The organism is Huintestinicola butyrica, assembly GCF_025567215.1.
In the GTDB taxonomy this organism is placed as follows: domain Bacteria; phylum Bacillota; class Clostridia; order Oscillospirales; family Ruminococcaceae; genus Huintestinicola; species Huintestinicola butyrica.
Genome location: NZ_JAOQKB010000011.1, coordinates 64497 through 88250, shown reverse-complemented (window position 1 = coordinate 88250; position 23754 = coordinate 64497). Strand labels below are relative to the sequence as shown.

Annotated in this window: 17 protein-coding genes and 1 pseudogene; 15 read left to right on the top strand and 3 right to left on the bottom strand. The window is 42.1% G+C overall.

Features of this window, described 5'->3' with window-relative positions:
- Nucleotides 1-214: 214 nt before the first annotated feature.
- Both OCV68_RS11460 and OCV68_RS11455 read right to left on the bottom strand, forming a co-directional pair.
- The gene (locus tag OCV68_RS11460; protein ID WP_449555769.1) at nt 215-1384 is read right to left on the bottom strand and encodes a helicase RepA family protein; all 1170 of its coding nucleotides are present in this window, start codon (nt 1382-1384) and stop codon (nt 215-217) included.
- Entirely contained in the window at nt 1381-1626 is a 246-nt protein-coding gene (locus OCV68_RS11455; RefSeq protein ID WP_262572772.1) for a hypothetical protein, read from the bottom strand. The genes OCV68_RS11460 and OCV68_RS11455 overlap by 4 nt, the downstream gene beginning before the upstream one ends.
- Nucleotides 1627-1813: 187 nt before the next feature.
- Between OCV68_RS11455 and OCV68_RS11450 the strand changes: the two genes are divergently transcribed.
- The 8 genes from OCV68_RS11450 to OCV68_RS11415 all read left to right on the top strand — a co-directional run bounded on the left by OCV68_RS11450 (nt 1814) and on the right by OCV68_RS11415 (nt 13187).
- Complete coding sequence (locus OCV68_RS11450; protein ID WP_262572771.1) at nt 1814-2518, top strand: helix-turn-helix domain-containing protein; 705 nt, start codon at nt 1814-1816, stop codon at nt 2516-2518.
- A gap of 18 nt (nt 2519-2536) precedes the next feature.
- Nucleotides 2537-4072, top strand: a complete 1536-nt coding sequence (locus tag OCV68_RS11445; protein ID WP_262572770.1) for a type I restriction-modification system subunit M — start codon at nt 2537-2539, stop codon at nt 4070-4072.
- Nucleotides 4065-5177 (top strand): restriction endonuclease subunit S, encoded by a 1113-nt coding sequence (locus OCV68_RS11440; RefSeq protein WP_262572769.1) that lies wholly within the window; start codon nt 4065-4067, stop codon nt 5175-5177. The genes OCV68_RS11445 and OCV68_RS11440 overlap by 8 nt, the downstream gene beginning before the upstream one ends.
- Nucleotides 5178-5229: 52 nt before the next feature.
- Nucleotides 5230-6222, top strand: coding sequence for a site-specific tyrosine recombinase/integron integrase (xerA, locus tag OCV68_RS11435; protein WP_262572768.1), 993 nt, complete (start codon nt 5230-5232; stop codon nt 6220-6222).
- Between the two features lie 54 nt (nt 6223-6276).
- Nucleotides 6277-7428: a restriction endonuclease subunit S gene (locus OCV68_RS11430; RefSeq protein ID WP_262572765.1), complete on the top strand. Its 1152-nt coding sequence runs from the start codon at nt 6277-6279 to the stop codon at nt 7426-7428.
- Nucleotides 7415-10786 carry a DEAD/DEAH box helicase family protein gene (locus tag OCV68_RS11425; RefSeq protein ID WP_262572764.1) on the top strand — a complete coding sequence of 1124 codons (3372 nt, stop codon included), beginning with the start codon at nt 7415-7417 and terminating at the stop codon, nt 10784-10786. Before OCV68_RS11430 ends, OCV68_RS11425 begins: the two co-directional genes overlap by 14 nt.
- 110 nt (nt 10787-10896) lie before the next feature.
- Nucleotides 10897-12189 (top strand): ATP-binding protein, encoded by a 1293-nt coding sequence (locus OCV68_RS11420; RefSeq protein WP_262572762.1) that lies wholly within the window; start codon nt 10897-10899, stop codon nt 12187-12189.
- A gap of 269 nt (nt 12190-12458) precedes the next feature.
- Nucleotides 12459-13187 (top strand): hypothetical protein, encoded by a 729-nt coding sequence (locus tag OCV68_RS11415; protein WP_147621501.1) that lies wholly within the window; start codon nt 12459-12461, stop codon nt 13185-13187.
- A gap of 56 nt (nt 13188-13243) precedes the next feature.
- Here OCV68_RS11415 and OCV68_RS11410 read toward each other — a convergent pair whose 3' ends face one another.
- Nucleotides 13244-14350 (bottom strand): CapA family protein, encoded by a 1107-nt coding sequence (locus tag OCV68_RS11410; protein ID WP_022475690.1) that lies wholly within the window; start codon nt 14348-14350, stop codon nt 13244-13246.
- A 249-nt stretch (nt 14351-14599) separates the two neighbouring features.
- Here OCV68_RS11410 and OCV68_RS11405 point away from each other — a divergent pair, with 249 nt between their 5' ends.
- The 7 genes and pseudogenes from OCV68_RS11405 (at nt 14600) to carB (ending at nt 23677) form a co-directional block, all read left to right on the top strand.
- Nucleotides 14600-15268 carry an HD domain-containing protein gene (locus tag OCV68_RS11405; RefSeq protein WP_262572759.1) on the top strand — a complete coding sequence of 223 codons (669 nt, stop codon included), beginning with the start codon at nt 14600-14602 and terminating at the stop codon, nt 15266-15268.
- A gap of 34 nt (nt 15269-15302) precedes the next feature.
- Complete coding sequence (locus OCV68_RS11400) at nt 15303-16256, top strand: putative ABC transporter permease (RefSeq protein WP_262572756.1); 954 nt, start codon at nt 15303-15305, stop codon at nt 16254-16256.
- Between the two features lie 269 nt (nt 16257-16525).
- Complete coding sequence (gene pyrR / locus OCV68_RS11395; RefSeq protein WP_147621504.1) at nt 16526-17074, top strand: bifunctional pyr operon transcriptional regulator/uracil phosphoribosyltransferase PyrR; 549 nt, start codon at nt 16526-16528, stop codon at nt 17072-17074.
- Nucleotides 17071-18318, top strand: a pseudogene (locus tag OCV68_RS11390) (dihydroorotase); the annotation flags it as partial. The gene pyrR and the pseudogene OCV68_RS11390, both read left to right, overlap by 4 nt.
- Before the next feature lie 39 nt (nt 18319-18357).
- Nucleotides 18358-19293 (top strand): orotidine-5'-phosphate decarboxylase, encoded by a 936-nt coding sequence (gene pyrF, locus OCV68_RS11385; RefSeq protein ID WP_147621833.1) that lies wholly within the window; start codon nt 18358-18360, stop codon nt 19291-19293.
- 78 nt (nt 19294-19371) lie between these two features.
- Nucleotides 19372-20484 (top strand): carbamoyl phosphate synthase small subunit, encoded by a 1113-nt coding sequence (locus tag OCV68_RS11380; RefSeq protein ID WP_022475685.1) that lies wholly within the window; start codon nt 19372-19374, stop codon nt 20482-20484.
- 1 nt (nt 20485) lies between these two features.
- Nucleotides 20486-23677 (top strand): carbamoyl-phosphate synthase large subunit, encoded by a 3192-nt coding sequence (carB, locus tag OCV68_RS11375; RefSeq protein WP_262572752.1) that lies wholly within the window; start codon nt 20486-20488, stop codon nt 23675-23677.
- The last annotated feature ends 77 nt before the right edge of the window (nt 23678-23754 follow it).

Sequence of the window (23754 nt, the reverse complement as noted above, 5' to 3'; positions counted from 1 at the left end):
GTAAGGTTCTGTTACTCTTTCCAAGAGTAACCCCGAGGTACTATTGGACATTCCGCACACTCCATTATCCAATAGTTCGGGGCTCTCCGAGGGGGATTTTGCTTTCTGCGGAAAGCGATGAAAAGCTGTCGCTTTTCCGAGTGCGTGACGATGCGTGTCGATGGTGACGGCCTTTTTGATACCGCACCCACTCTCCAAAACATCGACACGACCGTCACGCATCGTCACGGCTGTTTTTGTTTTCCAACAAAAATCTCACAAAACGCCCGCTGTGAGTTCGTTTGCTTTCGTAACGTATCCCATATTCATTATATAGTTTACCTGAATTAACATTCAGTTTCAGTGTAAGTGTATTTGGTTTAATATCAATACCAAGTACAGATACTAATTCTGTTGGGGAACCCTGCCATTCGGGATTATTGATATTTATGAATTTCGCTACCTTTTCCAATATCGGTTCGGGCGGACTTTTCCAAAGTTCGGTTTCTGCTTTTTCGAGCTCCCATGCAAGAGTTTCACGATTGCGAACAACGTGAAGCTTCTGATCCTGTTGGTCACGTCCTGAAATCTCAAGCACTGCTTTATCGGAAGTCCGTTTTTCCTTATGCAGAAGAAACGCTCCGTCTGCTGCTCCGAGAAGTCCGTTTGTTCCCGAGATCATATCAAAGTTATCGTCCGACTTCTGCTTGCGTGTGTGATGAACGAGCAGCAGGCAGATTTTATTTGCATCTGCAAATTTTTTGAGCTGCGAAATAATATCATAATCGTTTCCATAACTAAACGATTCACCCGATGCTTCACGCACTTTCTGCAAGGTATCTATTATAATAAGTGCGGTATCTTTATGCTCTGCTATGAATCCGCTCAATTGCTCGGTCAATCCTTTACCAAGCTGATGAGAAGAAACTGCAAAGAATAACCTATCTGTGCTTTCCGTTCCGAACATTCTGTATAATCGGCTTTGCAGTCTGCGGTAATCATCTTCGAGTGCAAGATAAAGAACAGTACCTTTGCGAACCGGATAGTTCCAGAGTGGTGTTCCTGTACTGACATGATATGCAAGCTGTGCCATAAAGAAACTTTTTCCAAGCTTTGGAGCTCCTACAAAAAGATACGTTCCCGAGTACAGCAAGCCGTGAATGATAGGCGGATTGCTGTAAAAGACTCTTTCATAAAGTTCACTCATAGATACGGTTTTTATGTAGGACGAATCAAGCTCACGCAAGAAGTTCATTTGCATACGGTGAAAACTTTCATCACAGATATTGAAGTTATCGTTTGTATCTGTTATAATGGTATTGGTATTATTGCCTGACTGCTCCGTATCTGCGCCAACAGATGAGTTCGGGGCGGTCATTTTTTCTTCAAGCGTCATAGCGTTCATTCACCGTCCGTTCCTGTAGAAGCTACTTCCGCAAAATAGCCAAGTTCTTCCCATACCTTTTTATCAGGACAATAATAGCTGTATTCGCTGGATCCGTCGTTTTTGTAGGCAAATCCAAACTTAAGTATGCCACGCTGAAGCCCTACCCTGAGAAACTGAGCACTCTTGCCCGTAGCCTGTGCAATTTCCATAAGCGGTACATTTCTGCCCGTGAATTTGGGCGGGGTTATTGTGTAGTTCATGCAAATTCCTCCTTGAAATTTTCTTAAAAATGTGATATAATTTAAATAGTAAGACACAAATCTCACTTTGTGTCTTACTAAAACTCATTATGTCTCACTTTAGTGAGATTGTCAAGGCGTATTACGCACTGCTGAGTATATTATATAACATTTTCTGTGTAATGTACATATTTAGGGAGTGATTTTTGTGTTTTATGACAAATTTATGGAATTGTGTGCGGAGAGAAATGTTAAGCCATCTCCTATTCTAAAGAAACTCGGATTAAGTTCAGGAAATTTGAAAAGGTGGGAAGCAGGAGCAAACGTAAACTCTGATACACTAAAAAAACTTTCAGAATATTTTCAAGTACCTGTTGACTATTTCCTTGATGAACGTCCTGGTTCTGCTGATATTAAAGCGGAAATTCCTGATGACGCAAATGTATTTCGCAAGATATATTGGATATTTAAGTCGCACCCAGATAATATAGCAAGTTTCCTAAATGGAACGAGTATGAGTGAAGCTCAGCTTAAAGCTGTAGCGGAATATCTGGGCTGCAGTGTTGACTATCTTTTAGACAAAACGGAATTTAATACCGAGGATCAAGCAGTTGATATAATTGACAAAATTGGCGTGAAGGATTATCTGCTCGGTGTTATGAACAAGTTGCCGTCTAATGCAGGATATCAGGTTTTACAAGTAAAAATATCTTATATTATTATGAATAACCTTGAAAAAGTCAACATTGGGCAGGAAGAACTTATCAGAATTAAGCTGGCAAGTAAAAAAATTGAGAGATTATATAATAAATCTATACCAAATGCTTCAAAACGAGGATTGAATTTTTCTGATCTTAACCGAATCGTTGAGGCGTTTGATTTGAGTTATGATTTCCTGTTTACGGGAAAATGATTTAACGGAGGATAAATAATGGTTACAGGAGTTATCAAAAATAAAATTGACAAGATCTGGACAGATATATGGGCAGGAGGAATAACCAATCCGCTTACCGTAATTGAACAGCTTACATACCTTATGTTCATACGTTCGCTTGACGAAAAGGAGCTGGAACAGGAAGAATTTGCTAATATGACAGGTGAAAAGGGTGACTATATCTTTCCGCAGTCAGAGATAGGTCAGTCTATGCGTTGGAGCAAGTTCAAGAACAGAGATCCCCGTGAGATATATGAGCTTATATCACAGCGTGTTTTTCCTGCGGTAAAGAAAATGAAATACGGAAAACTTCCTGATTTTGATGCAAACGGCGAACTTATCGAACTGCCTGACAATGACAGCACTGAAACCCGACAGACCGCATTCACACGTTATATGGATAATGCCGTTTTTGTGATCCCGAATCCGCAGGTGCTTCAGAAGATAATCACAGGTCTTGATGATCTTTATGAGCATGATATTGCTGATCTTGATATGCAGGGTGATCTCTATGAATATATGCTTGGTAAGCTTTCGACGGCAGGTCAGAATGGTCAGTTTCGTACACCAAAGCATATACGTGAAATGATGGTCGAGCTTATCGCACCTACTCCCGATGATATAATATGTGATCCTGCTTGCGGCACAGCCGGTTTTCTTGTGTCAGCAGCGGAGTATATCAGAAAGCATTATGAGGATATAATGACTGATGAACAGTGGGAAAACTTCGGTTCAAAAACTTTCTCCGGGTATGATACTGACCAGACTATGCTTCGTATTTCTGCAATGAACTTAATGCTTCATTCAATAGCAAATCCCGATATTGATTATAAAGACAGTGTTTCAAAGCAGAATAACGTCAGTGGAAAATTCACGGTATGTTTGGCAAATCCGCCGTTCAAGGGATCTGTTGATGCAGAGAGCATAAACGATAATCTAAAAGCAGTTACAAATACAAAGAAAACCGAGCTTCTTTTCCTTGCACTGTTTCTTCGCCTTTTACAGAAGGGCGGCAGATGTGCTTGCATCGTTCCTGATGGCGTGCTATTCGGTTCATCAAACGCTCATAAATCTATTCGTAAGGAGCTTATCGAAAATCATCAGCTCAAAGCTGTTATTTCAATGCCAAGTGGCGTATTCAAGCCTTATGCGGGTGTTTCCACAGCTGTTCTTGTATTTGTCAAGACAGATGCGGGAGGAACTGACAATGTCTGGTTCTACGATATGAAAGCTGATGGCTTTTCACTTGATGATAAGCGTTCGGAAGTCGCCGAAAATGACATTCCAGATATTATTGCACGCTTTCACAATCCTGACGGTGAAAGGGACAGAGAACGCACCAATCAGAGCTTTTTTGTTCCGAAGCAGGAAATTGTTGATAATGATTATGACCTTTCAATCAATAAATACAAGAAAACCGAGTATGTTGCTGTGGAATATCCTCCGACAAGTGAGATAATGGCAGATATTAACGGCTTATATAAGGAGCTTGGCGATGTTCTGTCGGAGTTGGGGGGATTGTTGGATGAGTAAGCTTGTCTTTTTAGAAGATGTATGTGATATTCTTGATAGTCAACGAGTTCCTGTTACTTCAAAGAATCGTAATAAAGGCATATATCCTTATTATGGAGCTAATGGTGTGCAAGATTATGTTGATGATTATATTTTTGATGATGAATTAGTTTTGCTTGCAGAGGATGGCGGTAATTTTGGTTCGACAGAAAAGCCTATTGCTTATCGAACATCTGGAAAATGTTGGGTAAATAATCATGCGCATGTACTAAAAGCCAAAGAATGCATTGATGTTGATTATTTGTGTTATTCACTTATGTTTTATAATGTTAGTTCTATAGTAAATGGAGCCACAAGACAAAAGCTTAATCAGTCAATGATGAGAAAAATGATTATTCCTCTTCCAGAAATGAATGAACAACATATAATTGTTTCCAAATTGGACAAAGTTACCAACGCAATAAAACTCTGCAACACTATCCTTGAAAAACTTGATTTACTCGTCAAATCACAATTTGTGGAGATGTTTGGGGATATTAGGATATCCTCAATATTTCCCAATATATCACTTGATAATTTTGCACAAATAGGTTCAAGTAAAAGAGTTCACGCCGCAGATTATGTTGAGTCAGGAATACCATTTTACCGCAGCAAAGAAATTATTGAACTTGGCAACGGACAAGAACCATCAGTTGAGTTATTTATATCGAAAAAGCAATATGAGTGCATAAGGAAAACCAATGGTGTTCCTTGCAAAGGTGATATTTTGATGTCTGCAGTAGGCACAATAGGAAAAATGTGGATTGTAGATGGACAAAAAGATTTTTATTATAAAGATGGTAATATTATTTCAATTCATAGCGAGGAAACCAATCCTATTTATCTAAAAGAAGCTTTAGCAAATTTGATAGATGATTTTAAGTCAGCAAATGTTGCAGGTTCGGCATATAGTGCTTTGACTATTGTTAAATTAAAAAAAATGACAGTCCCTATGCCACCCATTTCGTTACAAAACGAGTTTGCCGATTTTGTTCAGCAAATCGACAAATCGAAATTGGCAGTAAAAAAGACACTTGAAAAAGCTGAAACGCTGAAAAAAACGTTGATGCAGGAATATTTTGGCTGATATTTCAGCGGTGCAGGAGGTTGGTACACTATGATTTTATGAGGTGTATCAAATGAAAGAACAAATTATCCTTAATATAACGCAGGAAATGCTTCCGTACCTTGACAATGCACAGCTTTTACAGCTGCGTAAAGTCCTGGAGCATACCCTATGGAATGTTGAGATCAATGAAAAAACTGAAACCGACTGTTCGGCTGAAATGAATAACAGAGAACTTCTGTCGGCATTTGTAAATGCCAAGCGAATTGAAGGCTGCAGCGAGAAAACGCTGAAATATTATCAGTCCACTATCAACAAAATGCTTTCCGATACCGATAAGCATATAACACATATCACAACCGATGATCTGCGTGAATATCTTGCGGAGTATCAGAGAGCAAACAGCTGCAGTAAAGGCAATATTGACAATATACGCCGTATTCTTTCAAGCTTTTTTGCGTGGCTTGAAGATGAGGATTACATTCTGAAAAGTCCAGTTCGCAGGATTCACAAGATAAAATCAGCCAAAACGGTAAAGGAAACTTATACCGATGAAGCGTTGGAACGAATGCGTGACAACTGCGAAAATCTCCGTGATCTTGCTATCATAGATATGCTTGCATCAACAGGAATGCGTGTCGGAGAACTTGTTGGATTAAACATTGCCGATGTGGATTTTGAAAACAGAGAATGTGTTGTTTTCGGTAAAGGGAGCAAAGAACGGCCTGTTTACTTTGATGCAAGGACAAAAATTCATTTGCGGAATTATCTTGAAACACGAACAGACGAAAATCCGGCATTATTTGTATCGCTTTTGAAGCCAAATGAGCGACTTAAGATAAGCGGAGTTGAAATCAGACTTCGCAATCTTGGTCGTATGCTTGGTATTACAAAGGTACACCCCCACAAATTCAGGCGAACGCTTGCAACGAGAGCAATAGATAAAGGAATGCCTATCGAGCAGGTTCAGAAACTGCTCGGACACAGCAAAATTGACACTACAATGCAGTATGCAATGGTAGATCAGAATAATGTAAAAATAAGCCACAGAAAGTATATCGGATAATTCCAAATCACAAAAAGTCGAGCAGATGTTTGTTTCCTCTGAGGAGGTGACAGTGTGAAAAAATATGTGACTTTGGGTGAAGTTTGCAGAATTAATATGGGTCAATCACCAGATTCCTCCACTTACAACAAAAATGGTGAGGGTATTCCATTTTATCAAGGAAATGCAGATTTTGGAGAAATGTATCCAATAACTAGGCATTGGTGCACAATTCCAACAAAGGTAGTTGAAAAAGGAGATATACTTGTTTCTGTGCGTGCGCCTATTGGTGCTTTAAACATAGCTACTGAGCATTGTTGCATTGGACGAGGTCTTGCAGCTATTACTGTTAATAGCGATATGGTTTCTAGGAATTATATATGGTATTTGCTTAAAAGCAAAGTATCAATGCTTCAATCATTAGGAACGGGCAGTACTTTTAAAGCTATTAATAAAAACGTACTCAACGAGTTATGCTTTCAGCTTTCTTCCCTTACCGAACAAGATAAAATTAGTATGACATTAAAAAAAGTTGATTTAATAATACGTAATTGCACTGAAATTTTAGGTGGACTTGATTTATTAATTAAATCACAATTTGTGGAGATGTTTGGGGATCCGATAGATAATCCTAATGGATGGAATGTTAAGCCATTGAAAGAATTGTCATCACTAATTACCAATGGAAATACGCCTAAAGGTGGAAGTGAAAATTATATTGATAATGGTGTGACTTTTTTGAGAAGCCAAAATATATGGAGAAATAAAATAGATCTTTCTGATGTCGTTTATATTGATGAGATTACCCATCGAAAAATGCAAAAAAGTTCAGTAAGATACAAGGATATTCTTATCACAAAAACAGGAAGAGTTAATACCGAAAATAGTAGTTTAGGAAGAGCTGCTTTGTTTTTGGGGAAAGATGGTACTGCCAATATCAATGGACATGTTTATCTGGTAAGATTAAATAACTCAGTTGTGCCTGAGTACGTTGTGACTATTCTTACAGGTGAAGCATATAGAAAATATATTCGCAAGGTGTGTGTTGGAGGAATAGATAAAAGGCAGATAAACCTAGATCAGGTTGAAGATTTTCCCATAATTTTGCCTCCAATAGAACAGCAAAACCAATTCGCCGACTTCGTCAAAACAATCGACAAATCGAAATTTGACGTACAATTATTAATAAAAAACATAAGGAGAGTAAAATTCTATGACCAATTTTGAATTTTTAAGCGATATTTCCGAATATGCCCTGTTTTCAAAAGCTGCAATAGAAGCCGAAAAGGTGTTTTCGACCTCTCCTGCTATGTGTGCCGTAGGCTGCAGAAAAGCTTTGGAGCTTGCTGTAAAATGGGTTTACTCTGCGGATAATACTATAAAAATGCCATATAAAGACAATCTCCAGTCGCTTATTCATGAAACGTCTTTTCGTTTTGCTTTGGATACGAACACATGGAACAAGCTGCCGTTTATTATAAAGCTTGGAAATCTTGCTGTGCACACCGAAAAATCAGTCAGCAATTCTGATGCACTTATGTCATTGGAAGGCTTATTTGAGTTTATTGAGTGGATAGATTACTGTTATGGTGCGGATTATGCAGAAAGAAAGTTTGATGCAGCGCTTATTCCCGCTGAAAAAGTCAATATCGATACAAAGAAGATAAAAGAACAGGAATCCCTTATTGAGCAGAAGGAAAGCGAGATAAAGGCACTTCAGCAGAAAATTACAGAAATGTCAGCAAGTCTTACGGCGGACAAACAGACAAAACAGGACAGCCGAAGCTTTTCGTCTATGGATCTTTCCGAATGGGAAACAAGAAAATGCTATATTGACGTTGATCTTAAATCTATGGGCTGGAAGTTTGACGGCGTGGATAAAGATGTTGTTGAAGAATACGAAGTCGATGATATGAACGGCGTGCTTGGACAGAAAGGCTATGCCGATTATGTACTTTTCGGAAAAGATGGTTTGCCCCTTGCTGTTATTGAAGCAAAACGCACGGGAAAAGATGCAAACAATGGCAGGAAGCAGGCTTGTCTGTATGCTGATTGTCTTGAAAGAAAGTTTGGCAGACGGCCGATGATGTTCACTTCCAATGGCTTTGATACATATTTCTGGGACGATTTTTCTTCTCCCCAGAGAAAAGTCAGCGGATTTTTCACCAAATCCGACCTTGAAAAGCTCATAGGACGCAGAGATATACGCAAAAAGCTCAATACTATTGAAATAAGCGATAAGATAACAGACAGATATTATCAGAAAGAAGCTATCCGTGCGGTATGTGAGCACATTGAACAAGGTTTCCGAAAAGCTCTCCTTGTTATGGCAACGGGTACCGGAAAAACGAGGACGGCTGCCAGTCTGACTGATGTTCTCAGCCGAGGCGGATATCTCACAAACATTTTGTTCCTTGCCGATAGAACTGCACTCGTAAAACAGGCAAGAGATGATTTTAAAAATTACCTGCCGGATATGTCACTCTGTAATCTTTGCAGCAATAAAGACGACAGAAACGCAAGAATAGTTTTTTCAACATATCCTACAATTCTTAACTCAATCGACAGCACCAAGACTCAAGAAGGAATACCGTTGTTTTCACCTGCACATTTCGATCTTATCATCACAGACGAAAGCCACAGAAGTATTTTCAAGAAATACAGAGCGATCTTTGAATATTTTGATGCAATAACCGTCGGACTTACAGCTACGCCTAAAACAGATGTGGACAGAAATACCTATGATTTCTTTGAAGTCGAGAATGGTGTGCCAACTTATGCGTATGATTACGAAACAGCGGTTTATACCGATCATGTTCTTGTGCCGTACTATAACTATGAGGTGAAAACAAAGTTCCTTGATGAAGGCATAACATACGACGATCTTCCCGATGAAGACAAGGAACGCTATGAGGACGATTTCACCGAAGATGGATATATGCCCGATTTTGTACCGTCGGCTGCTTTGAATAAATTTGTTTTCAATGAAAATACTGTTGATGCGGTATTGCAGGATCTAATGGAACGAGGTATAAAAAATGAAGGCGGAGACAGGCTGGGCAAAACAATCATCTTTGCACAGAATAAGGAGCACGCTGAATATATCGTTCAACGATTCAACAAGCTTTATCCCAAGTATAACGGTACGTTTGCACAGCGTGTGACCTGTGATGACAGCTATGCTCAGACGATAATTGATGACTTCAAGATAGCAGCAAAACCGCCCTTTATTGCTGTTTCAGTTGATATGATGGATACCGGCATTGACGTTCCGGAATGTGTTAATCTTGTTTTCTTCAAGAAGGTTCGTTCAAAGACTAAGTTCTGGCAGATGATAGGCAGAGGTACAAGACTTTGCAGAGATCTCAACTGTATAGATCAAATTGATGGTGAATATACAGACAAGCGTCGATTCCTTATATTCGATTATTGCGGAAACTTTGAATTTTTTCGTCAGAACAAAAATGGCTTTGAATCTTCTGAAACAAAGTCATTGACCGAAAGTATTTTCTGCAAGACGGTAGACCTGATCTTTGCTATGCAAGATATTGCTTATTCCGATGATAAGTATCAGATTTTCAGAAAATCATTAACGGATAAATGTCATTCAGATATTGCTGCTCTTTCCTATGACATTCTTTCAGTGCGTCTGCGAAAAGAATTTGTTGAGAAGTTCAATAAGGCTGATAGTTTTGATTTGCTGACCGAAATGGACAGAGGAGAATTGAAAAATCATATTGCTCCGCTTGTTGCATCTACTGAAAAAGATGAATTTGCAAAACGATTTGATAGCTTTATGTATGGATTTATGATCGCATACGCAGATAATCTTCCTACAAGGTCATATATGAAAAATCAACTTTGTCAGACAGCCGCAATGCTTGAAAAGAGAGCTAATATCCCGCAGGTACAGCAGAAAATTAAACTTATAAAAGATATTCAGGAAGATACATTCTGGCAGGATATGAGCATACTTACATTAGATAAGGTAAGAGATGAACTGCGTTATCTTATCCAGTTCCTAAACGATGGCGAAGGACGGAAAAAGATATTTACAAAACTTTCGGATCCGACTGAAACTATAAGTGAAGGAAAGATTCTTGATGCTGCCTATGATTTTGAAGATTACCGTAAAAAGGTAAACAGATATATCGAAGAACATAAGAATGATCCTGCAATATACAAGCTTAATCACAATTTGCCACTTGCTCAGCAGGATTATGATGAGCTTGAGAGAATTTTGACAAAAGAGCTTGGTAATTCAGAGGATTATAAGCGTGAATATGGAGATACGCCGTTTGGTCTGCTGGTGAGAAAAATAGCAAAACTGGATCATGAAAGTGCTATGAATGCATTCTCGGAATTCATAAATGACAGTTCACTTAATCAGAAACAGATAGCTTTTATTCATAAGATCATTATGCATATTGAAAATAATGGTTATATTGATGATGTAAAGATTCTTATGAAGCCTCCCTTTGATAAGCCTTTTAGTTTTATAAAGATGTTTGATACAACCAAACGAGAGCTTATTATAAGAATTATCGAGAATATAAAAAGCAATGCTGAAATGATTAATGCATAGTTTTAAGTCAATATTTTTATGATTATTTCATAAAAATATTGACTTAACTATTAGAAGATGGTATAATAAACTCAAAGAAAGCCTATATTATACCTGAAAGGACTGATAGAATGAAGCGTAAGATCACACAGCAGCTTGTCGAATGGAAAAACTCATCTGCAAGAAAGCCGCTTATCCTCAACGGAGCAAGACAGGTCGGCAAAACATTTATCCTCCGTGAATTTGGCAGAGAGAACTACAAAAACACAGTTTATGTAAACCTTGAAAGCAACGGCACGGTCGCTTCAATGTTCAATGATGATATTTCACCTTCAAAGCTGATAAAATATCTTGAAGCGGAAACAGGAGAGCGTATCCTGCCAAATGAAACGCTTATTATCCTTGATGAGATACAGTCCTGCGAGCGTGCTGTGACTTCGCTGAAATATTTTTGCGAAGAAGCTCCCGATTATCACATTGCTGCCGCAGGAAGCCTGCTTGGTGTTGCCATAAACCGAAATCAGACTTCATTCCCTGTTGGCAAAGTGAATGTTCTCAGGCTTTTTCCTCTGGATTTTGAGGAATTCCTTACGGCAACGGGAAATGACTTGCTTATTGACGAAATAACCGAATGCTATACACAAATGTCACCCATAAATGAGGGACTGCATCAAAAAGCACTTGATCTGTATCACGATTATCTGATAATCGGTGGAATGCCTGAAGCTGTCAAAGCCTTTATTGAAACAAATTCATATATTGATGCAAGTCTTGTTCAGAGCAGCATTATCGACAGCTATACAGCCGATATGGCGAAATATGCAAGCAATTCCGAAGCGGTAAAGATTCGTGCCTGCTATAATTCAATTCCTGCGCAGCTTGCAAAGGATAACAAGAAGTTTCAGTACAAGGTTGTACAAAAAGGTGGCTCTTCCTCAATTTTCGGAGCATCGCTTGAATGGCTTAAACAGGCAGGCGTTATTCTTGAATGCCAGCGTGTGGATCAGGGAAATATGCCCCTGCCTGTTTATGCGGATCAGACCTCATTCAAGATATATATGTCTGATGTGGGACTGCTTGTAAACAAATCTCAGATGTCTGTAAACACGATCATCACAGGTGAATCCAATATCTTTATGGGAGCTGTTACCGAGAACTATATTGCACAGCAGCTTGCGTCAAAGAATTATCCACTTTACTATTGGACGGTAGCCAACTCACAGGCTGAGCTTGATTTTGTTCTGCAAAAGAACGATAAGATCTATGCTATTGAAGTTAAAAAGGGTGAACACGTCCGTTCAAGGAGCCTGAGTGTATTCAAGCAGAAATATTCTCCCGATTATGCAATAAGATTTTCTCAGAAGAATTTTGGCAAGACCGAAGATGTTATTTCAATACCTCTTTATGCTGCATTTCTGCTTTGATACAGATATTGGCAGCTGAATGAAATACACAAGTAATACACAATTTTCTATATACTCTTGAATTTACTGGATATAATGTTGCTGTTGAAGAGGCTATGAAGGCGTAAAATGCGCATTTAAAGCTGATTTAATGCACTTAACGTAAAGTAAAATATAAATGCAAGTCAGTTGGAGAAATTCTCTGCCTGACTTGCATTTTTTATTTTTCTTGACTTATCTGCCTGTACAGTGTATAATAACTTTCAATAAATAATATAAAAGGTGAAATTATGCAAAATCGTTATGCAGGTGATATCGGAGATTTTGGAAAATTGGGATTGCTTCGCACGCTTTATGCAGCAGGGTTCTCGGTCGGTGTAAACTGGTATCTTAATCCAAATCTTACTTCAAAGGAATTGAATAATAAAGACGGGAAATTTGTAGATTATTCTCAATATAAGAATTGTGATGAACAGTTATATTCAGAACTGAAAAAGATCATAAGCTGTGGGCAGCGTAATGTATCGTCACTTGAAAATAATAATATTCTTCAGGCTAAGTTTTACTCAGCTCCACTTGATTTTTCCGATAAAAATAAATCAGAACGTTTTGATTTCCGCAGTGATTGGCATGAGAACGCATTAAAAACGCTTTTAGGCATTGATGTCGTGTTTGTTGATCCTGATAATGGCATGATCGTAAGATCTGCTGCAGGCACGCCCAGAGCCAATAAATATGTTGAACCAAGCGAACTGACAGATTATTATTCTCAAGGTGCCAGTGTGATATATTATCAGCATAAGGCTCGGTACAATGATACTTTTTATATAAATCGGCATAAGGAATTGCTTTCACATGAAATGTTATCCGATGCAGCAGGGCTTTGCATTAAATTTATACCTATTTCGCAAAGATATTATTTCTTTATTATTCAGCCAAGACATAGTGAAATGATTCAAAATCAAATAGATATGATGATGTCATCTGAATGGAGAAAATGCTTTGCTCTTTTGAAGTGATTGCACTCCAACAAAAAAGCACCCGCAAAGCAGGTGCTTAAAATCATATCATATTCTTAATACGGCAGTTCAGCTGCGCCGTACATAAATGCCAGAGTTTTTGATATATCCACAGGATCGCTTATTGGAACTGGCTGCCAGTAGTTATGGTCGCCGCCATATACGTAAAATGGCGTGAACTCTTCGTCCTGGGATATGTAGTTGCCGTTTTCATCAAATGTGAAAGTCTCAGTAAGAATAACCGTTCTGTTCTCGGGAAGACGGTTTCCGCCATAGCAGAAGTTGCCAAGAGAATAGATGATGTCCACTCCGTTGTACTCTTCCATCGGACGAAGTACATGAGGGTGAGAACCGACTATAAGGTCAACGCCCATATCGGCATACTTATGGCAAAGCTCAACGAGCCAGTCGTCAGGAACGTGCTCTTTTTCTGTGCCGCCGTGGAAATACATTATCTGAATGTCGCTGTTTTCCTTGACTTCCTCTATTACAGGAGTTATAAGCTGGTCATAATATGGACTGAATAACCCTGTACAGATTATTCCGAACTTAACGCCGTCCTTTTCAACATACACGGGATTTTGTAGATCACCCCATGTGATGCCTGCTGCGTCCAGCGCTTCCTGAGTATCCTTATAGCCCTCTGCACCGTAATCTGTGGTGTGATTGTTGGCGATAGTCACAATGTCTATCTGACCTGCTTTCAGAATATCGGTGTATGATGTGGGCGACCTGAACCAGAATGCGGTTCCGCTCTTTTTTGACTTGCTCAGGTTTCTGTCCGACAAAACAAATTCATTGTTTGCAATGACAAAATCACTGTTGCTGTAGTATGGGACAGCCTTCTCAAAGAAATATGACGGATCGCATTTCTCGGCATATTTTGCAAATGTATCAGTGCGGGTATCGCCTGCATTGGTGGACAGCAGGCAATCGCCCAAGAATGTGAATGAGATAGATGAGCTTTCTGTCAGGGAAAGCTCCTTGTCTGATGAGGGAGTAACCTCAGTTGCAGCGGTCTCCTCAACGGGGTATTCTTCTGCCGAGATGGTAGCTCCGTTTGTGCCGGATTCTTCTGTTCCGTTGTTATAAAGACGGGAACATCCGAAAATCAGCACGGCTGAAACGGCAGATAAGCCCAGCACAGTTCTGATTATTTTCAAATGACGCATCTCCGATCATTTTGTTCTTTTTATGCGGCTCTTTTTTTTTATGCCATGTTAAGGAAAATGTATATACATACTCTTCCTCTTTATATTATAATAGTCTGATAGTTAAAAATCAAGTTAAAAAATGGTTACATTTCGGCGAAATCGCCTGTTTGCTGTTAAATTTCCTTGACAAATCTCACCGCTGTGGTATAATATTTGAGTAATGACGTTATGAATGTATGATGCAGTCGGAGGAGAAATATGTCAAGCAATGTTACTTATAAGTATATCAGACAAAATCCCGATATACACACATATATAAAGAATGCCGATGCGGCGGTCAAGGCTCAGGGCTATACCGAACATTCCTTTGCTCACGTTGAAAAGGTTGCGGATACGGTAAAAATGATCCTTGAGGGTCTTGGCTATGATGAACGCAAGGTGGAGCTTGGAATGATAGCCGCATATCTTCACGATATCGGCAATGTTATAAATCGCATTGACCACGCTCAGAGCGGAGCTGTCATGGCTTTCCGTCTGCTGGATAATCTTAATATGCCTGCCGAGGAAATATGCGATATCATATCCGCTATCGGCAATCATGACGAGGGCACTGCTCAGCCTTTGAATGCGATCACGGCAGCTCTTATAATCGCTGACAAGACAGATGTTCGCCGCAGCAGGGTGCGCAATATCGAATGTCTGGCGCAGGATATCCACGACAGGGTGAATTTTGCGGTAGAAAAGTCCGAGATTTATTTTAATGAAGATAAAACCGAGCTTATACTTGACCTTACCATTGACAAGCGTATTTCTTCGGTAATGGAGTACTTTGAAATTTTTATGCAGAGAATGATACTTTGCAAAAAATCCGCCGAATTTCTGGGAGTTGAGTTCCATATCAGGGCAAACGGCTCGGATCTGGTGTGACGCATGGCATTTGCGTGAAGGGAGAACGTATTTTATGCAGGTTATACCTTTTGCAGGGTTAAGTTTATATCAGATGTTCCTGATGTTCTGCTTCTGGAGCTTTATAGGCTGGTGCATCGAAGTAATCGACATGACCTATGAAACAGGGGAGTATCAGAACAGAGGCTTCCTGAATATGCCCATATGCCCCATTGAGGGGCTGGGCGTTGTTATGGTCACGGTATTTTTCAGACCTATAGCCAACACGATAGTTCCGCTTTTTGTGGCCTCGACCATTCTTTGCACCGCTTTTGAGCTGTTTGTGGGCTGGGGAATGGAAAAGTTGTTCCACGCCAGATGGTGGGACTATTCTAATATGAAATTCAACTACAAGGGTTATATATGCCTGAGAAATTCCATGCTTTTCGGCGCAGGCTGCGTTGTGGTCATAAGATACGTTCAGCCGCTGGTCCTCAAAGCAATAAATGCAATGCCTGTGAAGCTTGGAATGAGCATTGTCATAATAATGTCAGTGCTTATCCTGCTCGATACTGTAGCGTCTCTGATGGCTGTGAGAAAGCTCCAGAATAAGATAAAACGTCTTGATGAGCTTTCAAAGCTGATGCTTTCAGTTTCCGTCAAAACAGGCAAGAAGCTTGCTTCCGGCACTCTGAAAGTAAAGAGCAATGTGGATAAGATAATCGACGCTAAGGACAATGTTGTTGAGAAAATGACAGATGTGAAAGATAACGTTGTTGAAAAGATGCAGGATATGAATGAGTACAATCTTGAAAAGCTTAGAAGTGAGTATGAGCGCCTCATATCCGAAAAGGACACCGCAACAGAACGTCTGCTGAGGGCGTTCCCCAAATTTCATTCTCACAATTACTCCGAATCTCTCCAGCTGCTCAGAGATAAGATGCTTTACAAGGGACACAGGCACAGCAGTGATGAAACTGAAAATCAGCCTGAAATGATAGAGGAATCCAAGGAAGAAAGCAAGGTCTGACAGCATTTTTCGTTGAAAACCACTAAATATCTGTGATGTTCATCAAAAATTCATTGCTTTTTGTGTTGACTTTGCTTAATAAGTGTGGTATAATGTTCAATAGTAAGCAACCTTTAAGTTGATCCCGTGAGATCGACAAGGCAGCTTGAATGTGAATATTTGCGTCTGCACTGTGAAGTGTATAGCTTGTGGTGCGCCGTTTTATATGAATTTTCAAAACTGTCTGTCGTACTGCGGCGGGCAGTTTTTTTATGGAAAGGCGTGAGGGTATGATTCAGAAAGCAGTTATTCTTGACGAAAAATCCATGAATCGTGCTGTTGCACGTATTTCCTGCGAGATCATCGAGCGTAATAAGGGCGCTGAGGATCTTTGCTTTATTGGAATAATGTCACGGGGCGTGTTTATCGCTCAGCGCATTGCAGAAAGGCTTCATGAAACAGAGGGCTTGGATATCCCCATCGGTACTATTGATATCACCGCTTACCGTGATGATATCAGAGCTGATGAGGATAAGTCCTCTGTTTCTTTTGATGTAAGGGACAAAAAGGTCGTTCTCGTGGATGATGTTATCTTTACGGGAAGAAGCTGCCGTGCGGCTATTGATGCCGTTATGAGCAGGGGACGGCCTAAGTGCATTCAGCTTGCTGTGCTTGTTGACAGAGGCCACAGGGAGCTACCTATACGTCCCGACTATGTAGGAAAAAATGTCCCCACTTCAAGGGACGAGACCGTCAGGGTCATGGTCAAAGAGGCTGACGGCTGCGACAAGGTTATAATCCTTGAGCAGGAAAGCACTATGAAAGGAATCGGCGAATGAAAACACTGTATAAAAACGTTACGGTTTACAGCGAAAATGACAGCTATAAGGCGGATATCCTTGTTGACGGAACAGATATTGCAGATGTAGGTGCAGATCTTAACTGTGATGCAGACCTTATTTACGACTGCACAGGTCTTGCAGCGCTTCCCGCCCTGTGCGATATCCATGTTCATTTCAGGGATCCCGGACAGACTTATAAGGAAGATGTTATCACAGGCTGTGCTGCTGCGGCGGCAGGCGGATTTACGGCAGTGTGCTGTATGCCCAACACAAAGCCTGTGTGCGACAGCGTTGAGACTGCCCGTTACATTATGGATAAGGCAGCGCCTACAGGCGTTAAGGTATATCCTGTGTGTGCCGTAACAAAGGGCATGAATGGCGAAGAGCTTGCCGACCAGGACGAGTATGCAAAGGCAGGCATAAAGATGATATCCGATGACGGCAGACCTGTGGAGAATGCCGAATTTATGAGAAAAGCTCTTGAAAAGAGCAAGGAAAGCGGACTGCTTGTTGCTTCCCACTGCGAAGATCTGGCGATAATAAACGGCGGCATCATGCACAAGGGCGAGATATCCGAAAAGCTTGGCGTAAAGGGCATGGACAGGGCTTCCGAGGACAGTATTACCGCAAGAGAGATCGCTCTTGCCGATTCCTGCGGAGCAAGAATACACATTTGTCACGTTTCCACCAAGGGCAGCATAGGCATTATCCGTGATGCTAAGAAGCGTGGAATAAAGGTCACCTGCGAGACTGCTCCCCATTATATGATGTTTACACATGAAAAGCTTCTTGCAAGGGACGCTGATTACAGAATGAATCCCCCTCTCCGTGAGGAAGAGGACAGAAGAGCTGTGCTGGAGGGCGTTCTTGACGGAACCGTTGACTGCATCGTAACCGACCATGCGCCTCACTCTCCCGAGGAAAAGGCTGATTTTGAAAAGGCTCCCAACGGCATCGTAGGTCTTGAAACTTCCTTTGCGGCAACTCTTACCGCACTTTATCATACAGGCAAGGTGCCTATGACAAAGATAGTAACGCTTATGTCCGCAGAGCCGAGAAGACTCATCGGCGTTAAGGAAGCTGTCATCGAAAAGGGCGCTCCCGCTGAATTTATAATTGCAGACCTTGACAAGGAGTGGACTGTCGATCCCGACAAGTTCAAATCAAAGTCACGCAATACAGTTTTCAAAGGCGAAAAGCTCAGAGGAAAGGTGCTTATCACCGTGTCTCAGGGCAAGGTCATATATGAATATCCGTCCGCAGTTAAAAGGAGTGATAGAATGTCATTTGACAGACTGATCGAAAAGATCATTGAAACACAGAACCCTACCGTTGTAGGTCTTGACCCCAAGCTGGAATACATTCCCGAATATATCAAGGAAAAGTGCGCTGCAAAGCACGGTGCAGGTCTCAAGGCAGCAGCTGCCGCTCTTTATAAGTTCAACAAGGGCATTATTGATGCAGTGTGCGATATCGTTCCTGCTGTAAAGCCCCAGGCAGCTTATTATGAGATGTACGGCTACTATGGAGTAAAGGCTCTGTACAAGACTATCAAGTATGCTCAGTCCAAGGGTATGTACGTTATCGTGGACGGCAAGAGAAACGATATCGGCGCTACTATGGACGCTTATTCCGCTGCATATCTGGGTTCTACTGAGGTTTACGGCGAAAGAATCGCTCCTTTCGGTGCGGACGCTCTCACTGTAAACGGATATCTCGGCACAGACGGAATCGAGCCTGCTCTCAAAACAGGCGGAAGCATTTTCGTTCTCGTAAAGACCTCCAACAAGTCCTCCGGCGAGCTTCAGGACAGACGTCTCTGCGATGGCAAGACCATTTACGAGACAATGGGCGATATGTGCGAGAAGTGGGGAGAAAAGTACATGGGCAGCTACGGCTACTCCGCAGTAGGTGCGGTTGTGGGTGCGACATATCCCGCAATGCTGGCTGAAATGCGTGAAAAGCTTCCTCACACATTCTTCTTAGTTCCAGGCTACGGCGCTCAGGGCGGCGGAGCAGAGGGCGTTGCAAAGGGCTTTGATGAAAACGGCCTTGGCGCAATAGTAAACTCTTCCCGTGCAATAATGTGCGCATACAAGAAGGAAGGCTGCGATGAACACGATTATGCAGGTGCTGCAAGACGTGAGGCTTTGAGAATGAAGGAGGATATCACCTCTCACATTCCTGCAATCAAGGCTCCTTCCCAGGACAAGTGATATAACCCGTCAACTGTCGGGCAGTCTGACTTACTGCCCGGCGAAGCGGTAAACTATAAAATTTTAGGAGGATAACAAATGTCTTTATTCAATATGGGAGACAAGGCTTATGTTATGCTTGCAAACGGACGTATTTTCGAGGGATATTCCTTTGGTGCCAAGGGAACTTCTGTCGGAGAGATCGTATTTGCAACGGGTATGACCGGATATGAAGAAACCTTATCCGATCCCAGCTACTTCGGCCAGATCGTTACACAGACATTTCCCCTTATCGGAAACTACGGCGTTAACGACCATGACTATGAGTCCAAAGGCTCATGCGTCAGCGGATATATCGTAAGAGAGTGGTGCAACTCACCCTCCAATTTCAGATGTGAGGGCAATGTCGATGAATTCCTCAAGAAGCACAATATCATCGGTATCCACTCCATCGACACCAGATGCCTTACAAGAATTATCCGTGAAAGCGGTGTTATGAACGGCGTTATCACCACCGAAAACGTATATGAGATGAAGGACGAGCTTATGGCTCAGATTCAGGCTTTCTCCATAAAGAATGCTGTTAAGTCCGTAACCGTTAAGGAAAAGGAAGTCTTTAAGGCTGAGGATCCCAAGTACGATGTTGTCCTTTATGACTTCGGCTACAAGTTCAATATCAGAAGAGAGCTTGTAAAGCGTGGCTGTAATGTTACAGTCGTTCCCTCATGGACTACCGCTGAGGAGATCGTTGAGATGCACCCCGATGGAATAATGCTTTCAAACGGCCCCGGCGACCCCACTGAGAATACAGATGTTATTGAGAACCTGAAAAAGCTCAAGGAATGTCAGATACCCATTTTCGGAATCTGCCTCGGTCATCAGCTCATGGCTCTTGCCAACGGCGCAAAGACCGAAAAGCTCAAGTACGGTCACAGAGGTGCAAACCAGCCTGTTATTGATATCGCACTTGACAGGACATTCGTTACCTCCCAGAACCACGGCTATGCAGTGGTAAGCGACAGCCTTGATCCCGCTGTTGGCGAGGTTTCCCACAAGAATGCGAACGATCAGACCTGCGAGGGTGTAAGATACAAGAACTTCCCATGCTTTACCGTGCAGTTCCACCCCGAAGCCTGCGGAGGTCCTCAGGATACCGCATATCTGTTCGACGAATTTATTGATATGATCAAATCCTCAAAGGAGGCTAAGTAAGATGCCGCTTCGCAGTGATATAAAAAAGGTCCTTGTAATCGGCTCAGGTCCTATCATCATCGGTCAGGCAGCCGAGTTTGACTACGCAGGCACACAGGCCTGCCGTGCCCTCAAGCAGGAGGGTCTGGAGGTAGTCCTCATCAACTCCAACCCTGCTACCATCATGACCGATAAGGCAATGGCAGACAAGGTTTACATCGAACCCCTTACACTTGACGTTGTAAAGAAGATAATCGAAATAGAAAAGCCAGACAGCATTCTTTCCACTCTCGGCGGTCAGACAGGTCTTACCCTTTCCATGCAGCTTGCTGAGTGCGGATTCCTTGCAGAGCACAATGTAAAGCTCCTGGGCGCAAATCCCGAAACTATCCACAAGGCAGAGGACAGACAGGCTTTCAAGGACACTATGGAAAAAATAGGCGAGCCTGTTATCCCTTCAAAGGTAGTTGAGACAGTTGAGGACGCTGTTGACTTTGCAAAGGTCATTCACTATCCCGTTATCGTCCGTCCCGCATTCACACTGGGCGGCACAGGCGGCGGTATCGCAAATAACGAGGAAGAGCTTATTGATATCGCAACAAACGGACTGAGACTTTCTCCTATCACCCAGATACTTGTTGAAAAGTGCATAAGCGGCTGGAAGGAGATCGAATTCGAGGTTATCCGTGACAGCAAGGGCAATGTTATCACAGTCTGCTCCATGGAAAACTTTGACCCCGTTGGCGTTCACACAGGTGACTCCATAGTAATCGCTCCTGCGGTAACTCTTTCCGATAAGGAATATCAGATGCTCAGAACTGCGGCTCTGAACATTATTTCCGAGCTTAAGGTAGAGGGCGGCTGCAACTGCCAGTTTGCGCTTCACCCCACATCTTTCAAATATGCGGTGATCGAGGTAAACCCCAGAGTTTCCCGTTCTTCCGCACTGGCTTCCAAGGCAACAGGATATCCTATTGCAAAGGTTGCAACAAGAATTGCCATTGGCTACACTCTCGACGAGATAATCAATGCAGTAACAGGCAAGACATACGCTTGCTTCGAGCCTGCTCTTGACTATGTTGTTGTAAAGTTCCCCAAGTGGCCTTTCGATAAATTCGTTTACGCAAAGCGTACTCTCGGCACTCAGATGATGGCAACAGGTGAGGTCATGGCTATAGGAACCTCTTTCGAGCAGGCTATGATGAAGGCTGTACGTTCTATTGAGCTGGGACTTGATTCCATGAACCTCAAAAAGCTGAAAAAGCTTTCCGATGAGGAGATATACAACAAGATAAAGGACGTAGATGATGAACGTTCCTTTGTTGTGTTCGAGGCTATCAAGAGGGGAGTTGCCCTTGAAGAGATACATGATATCACAAAGATTGATATGTGGTTCCTCTCCAAGCTTAAAAACCTTGCTGATCTGGAAGCTTATCTTGCAGACGGCGAGCTTACCTGTGAAAAATATGACCTTGCCAAGAAGTACGGTTATCTTGACAGCACCATTGAGCGCATGAGCGGTCAGAAGTGCCCCAAGAGAACAAGAGCCGTATTCAAGATGGTTGATACCTGCGCAGGCGAGTTCAAGGCTGAAACTCCCTACTTCTACTCCACATATGACGAGGAGAACGAGGCAAGACAGTTCATTGACCGCACTGATACAGGCAAGAAGAAGGTCATAGTTTTCGGTTCGGGTCCTATCAGAATAGGTCAGGGTATCGAGTTCGACTACTGCTCCGTTCACTGCGTATGGGCGCTTAAGGAAATGGGCTACGATGCAATTATCTGCAACAATAACCCTGAGACTGTTTCTACCGACTTTGACACAGGCGACAGACTTTATTTCGATCCTCTTACCAAGGAGGACGTTGAGTCTATCATTGAGACTGAAAAGCCTTACGGTGTTGTTGTTCAGTTCGGCGGACAGACAGCTATCAAGCTTACAAAGCACCTTTCCGATATGGGCGTAAGGATACTCGGAACCTCTGCAGACAGCATTGATGCTGCTGAGGACAGAGAGCGTTTTGATGAGCTGCTCAACAAGTGCGGAATACCCCGTCCCGCAGGTCATACCGTTATGAACACCGAGGAAGCTCTTAAGGCTGCTCAGGATCTGGGCTATCCCGTTCTTATGCGTCCTTCCTACGTTCTCGGCGGTCAGAACATGATAATCGCTCACTCCGATCAGGATATCATCGAGTACATGGAGATCATCACCAGAACCGCTCTTGAAAATCCTGTGCTTATCGATAAGTACATGATGGGCAAGGAAGTCGAGGTAGATGCTATCTGCGACGGTACTGACTACCTTATCCCCGGAATCATGGAGCACATTGAGCGTGCAGGTGTTCACTCGGGCGACTCTATCTCCGTATATCCCGCACTTACTCTTACAAAGAGAATAAGAGAGACTATAGTTGAATATACAAAGCGTCTGGCAATGGCTCTTAACGTAATCGGTCTGGTAAATATCCAGTATGTTGTTTACAACAACGAGGTTTACGTTATTGAGGTCAACCCCCGTTCTTCCAGAACTGTTCCTTATATTTCAAAGGTAACAGGCGTTCCCATGGTGGATATCGCTACAAAGATAATGCTTGGCGAATCCCTTAAGGAGCAGGGATATCAGAGCGGACTTCACAAGGAGGGCGACTTCATTGCAGTCAAGGTCCCTGTCTTCAGCTTTGAAAAGCTCCATGATGTTGATACTGCCCTTGGCCCTGAGATGAAATCCACAGGTGAGTGCCTTGGTATTGCAAGGACCTTTGAGGACGCTCTTTTCAAGGGACTTGTTGCGGCAGGCTACAACATGAAGAAGGACGGCGGCGTGCTTATCACAGTACGTGACACCGACAAGCAGGAGATAATCTATGTTGCCGACAAGTTCGAGCAGCTTGGCTTTGATATCTACGCTACCAGCGGAACCGCTTCCACGCTTAACAGGAACATGGTCGCAGCAAACGTTGTAAGAAAGGCTTCGGAAGAAAAGCCCAACGTTATGACGCTCCTTGACAGCGGAAAGATAAACTACGTTATCTCTACCTCCGCAAAGGGACGTATCCCTGCATACGACAGCGTTAAGATCAGACGTAAGACAGTTGAGCGTTCTATCTGCTGCCTGACAGCTATCGACACTGCAAATGCGGTTGCCGATATCCTGGCAATGGGCAAGAACATTGACGATATGGAAATGATCGATATAACAAAGATCTGATGGAGCTATCCAGCTGATCTTTAAAAGCAAAAACGGGCTGTAACGGTATATAGAAATTCGTTACAGCCCTTTTACAG

Excerpts from the sequence above, each read along its gene's own strand:
- OCV68_RS11460 (WP_449555769.1), bottom strand. The coding sequence starts at position 1,384 with ATGAACGCTATGACGCTTGAAGAAAAAATGACCGCCCCGAACTCATCT.
- OCV68_RS11455 (WP_262572772.1), bottom strand. The coding sequence starts at position 1,626 with ATGAACTACACAATAACCCCGCCCAAATTCACGGGCAGAAATGTACCG.
- OCV68_RS11445 (WP_262572770.1), top strand. The coding sequence starts at position 2,537 with ATGGTTACAGGAGTTATCAAAAATAAAATTGACAAGATCTGGACAGAT.
- OCV68_RS11440 (WP_262572769.1), top strand. The coding sequence starts at position 4,065 with ATGAGTAAGCTTGTCTTTTTAGAAGATGTATGTGATATTCTTGATAGT.
- xerA (WP_262572768.1), top strand. The coding sequence starts at position 5,230 with ATGAAAGAACAAATTATCCTTAATATAACGCAGGAAATGCTTCCGTAC.
- OCV68_RS11425 (WP_262572764.1), top strand. The coding sequence starts at position 7,415 with ATGACCAATTTTGAATTTTTAAGCGATATTTCCGAATATGCCCTGTTT.
- OCV68_RS11420 (WP_262572762.1), top strand. The coding sequence starts at position 10,897 with ATGAAGCGTAAGATCACACAGCAGCTTGTCGAATGGAAAAACTCATCT.
- OCV68_RS11415 (WP_147621501.1), top strand. The coding sequence starts at position 12,459 with ATGCAAAATCGTTATGCAGGTGATATCGGAGATTTTGGAAAATTGGGA.
- OCV68_RS11405 (WP_262572759.1), top strand. The coding sequence starts at position 14,600 with ATGTCAAGCAATGTTACTTATAAGTATATCAGACAAAATCCCGATATA.
- OCV68_RS11400 (WP_262572756.1), top strand. The coding sequence starts at position 15,303 with ATGCAGGTTATACCTTTTGCAGGGTTAAGTTTATATCAGATGTTCCTG.
- pyrR (WP_147621504.1), top strand. The coding sequence starts at position 16,526 with ATGATTCAGAAAGCAGTTATTCTTGACGAAAAATCCATGAATCGTGCT.
- pyrF (WP_147621833.1), top strand. The coding sequence starts at position 18,358 with ATGTCATTTGACAGACTGATCGAAAAGATCATTGAAACACAGAACCCT.
- OCV68_RS11380 (WP_022475685.1), top strand. The coding sequence starts at position 19,372 with ATGTCTTTATTCAATATGGGAGACAAGGCTTATGTTATGCTTGCAAAC.
- carB (WP_262572752.1), top strand. The coding sequence starts at position 20,486 with ATGCCGCTTCGCAGTGATATAAAAAAGGTCCTTGTAATCGGCTCAGGT.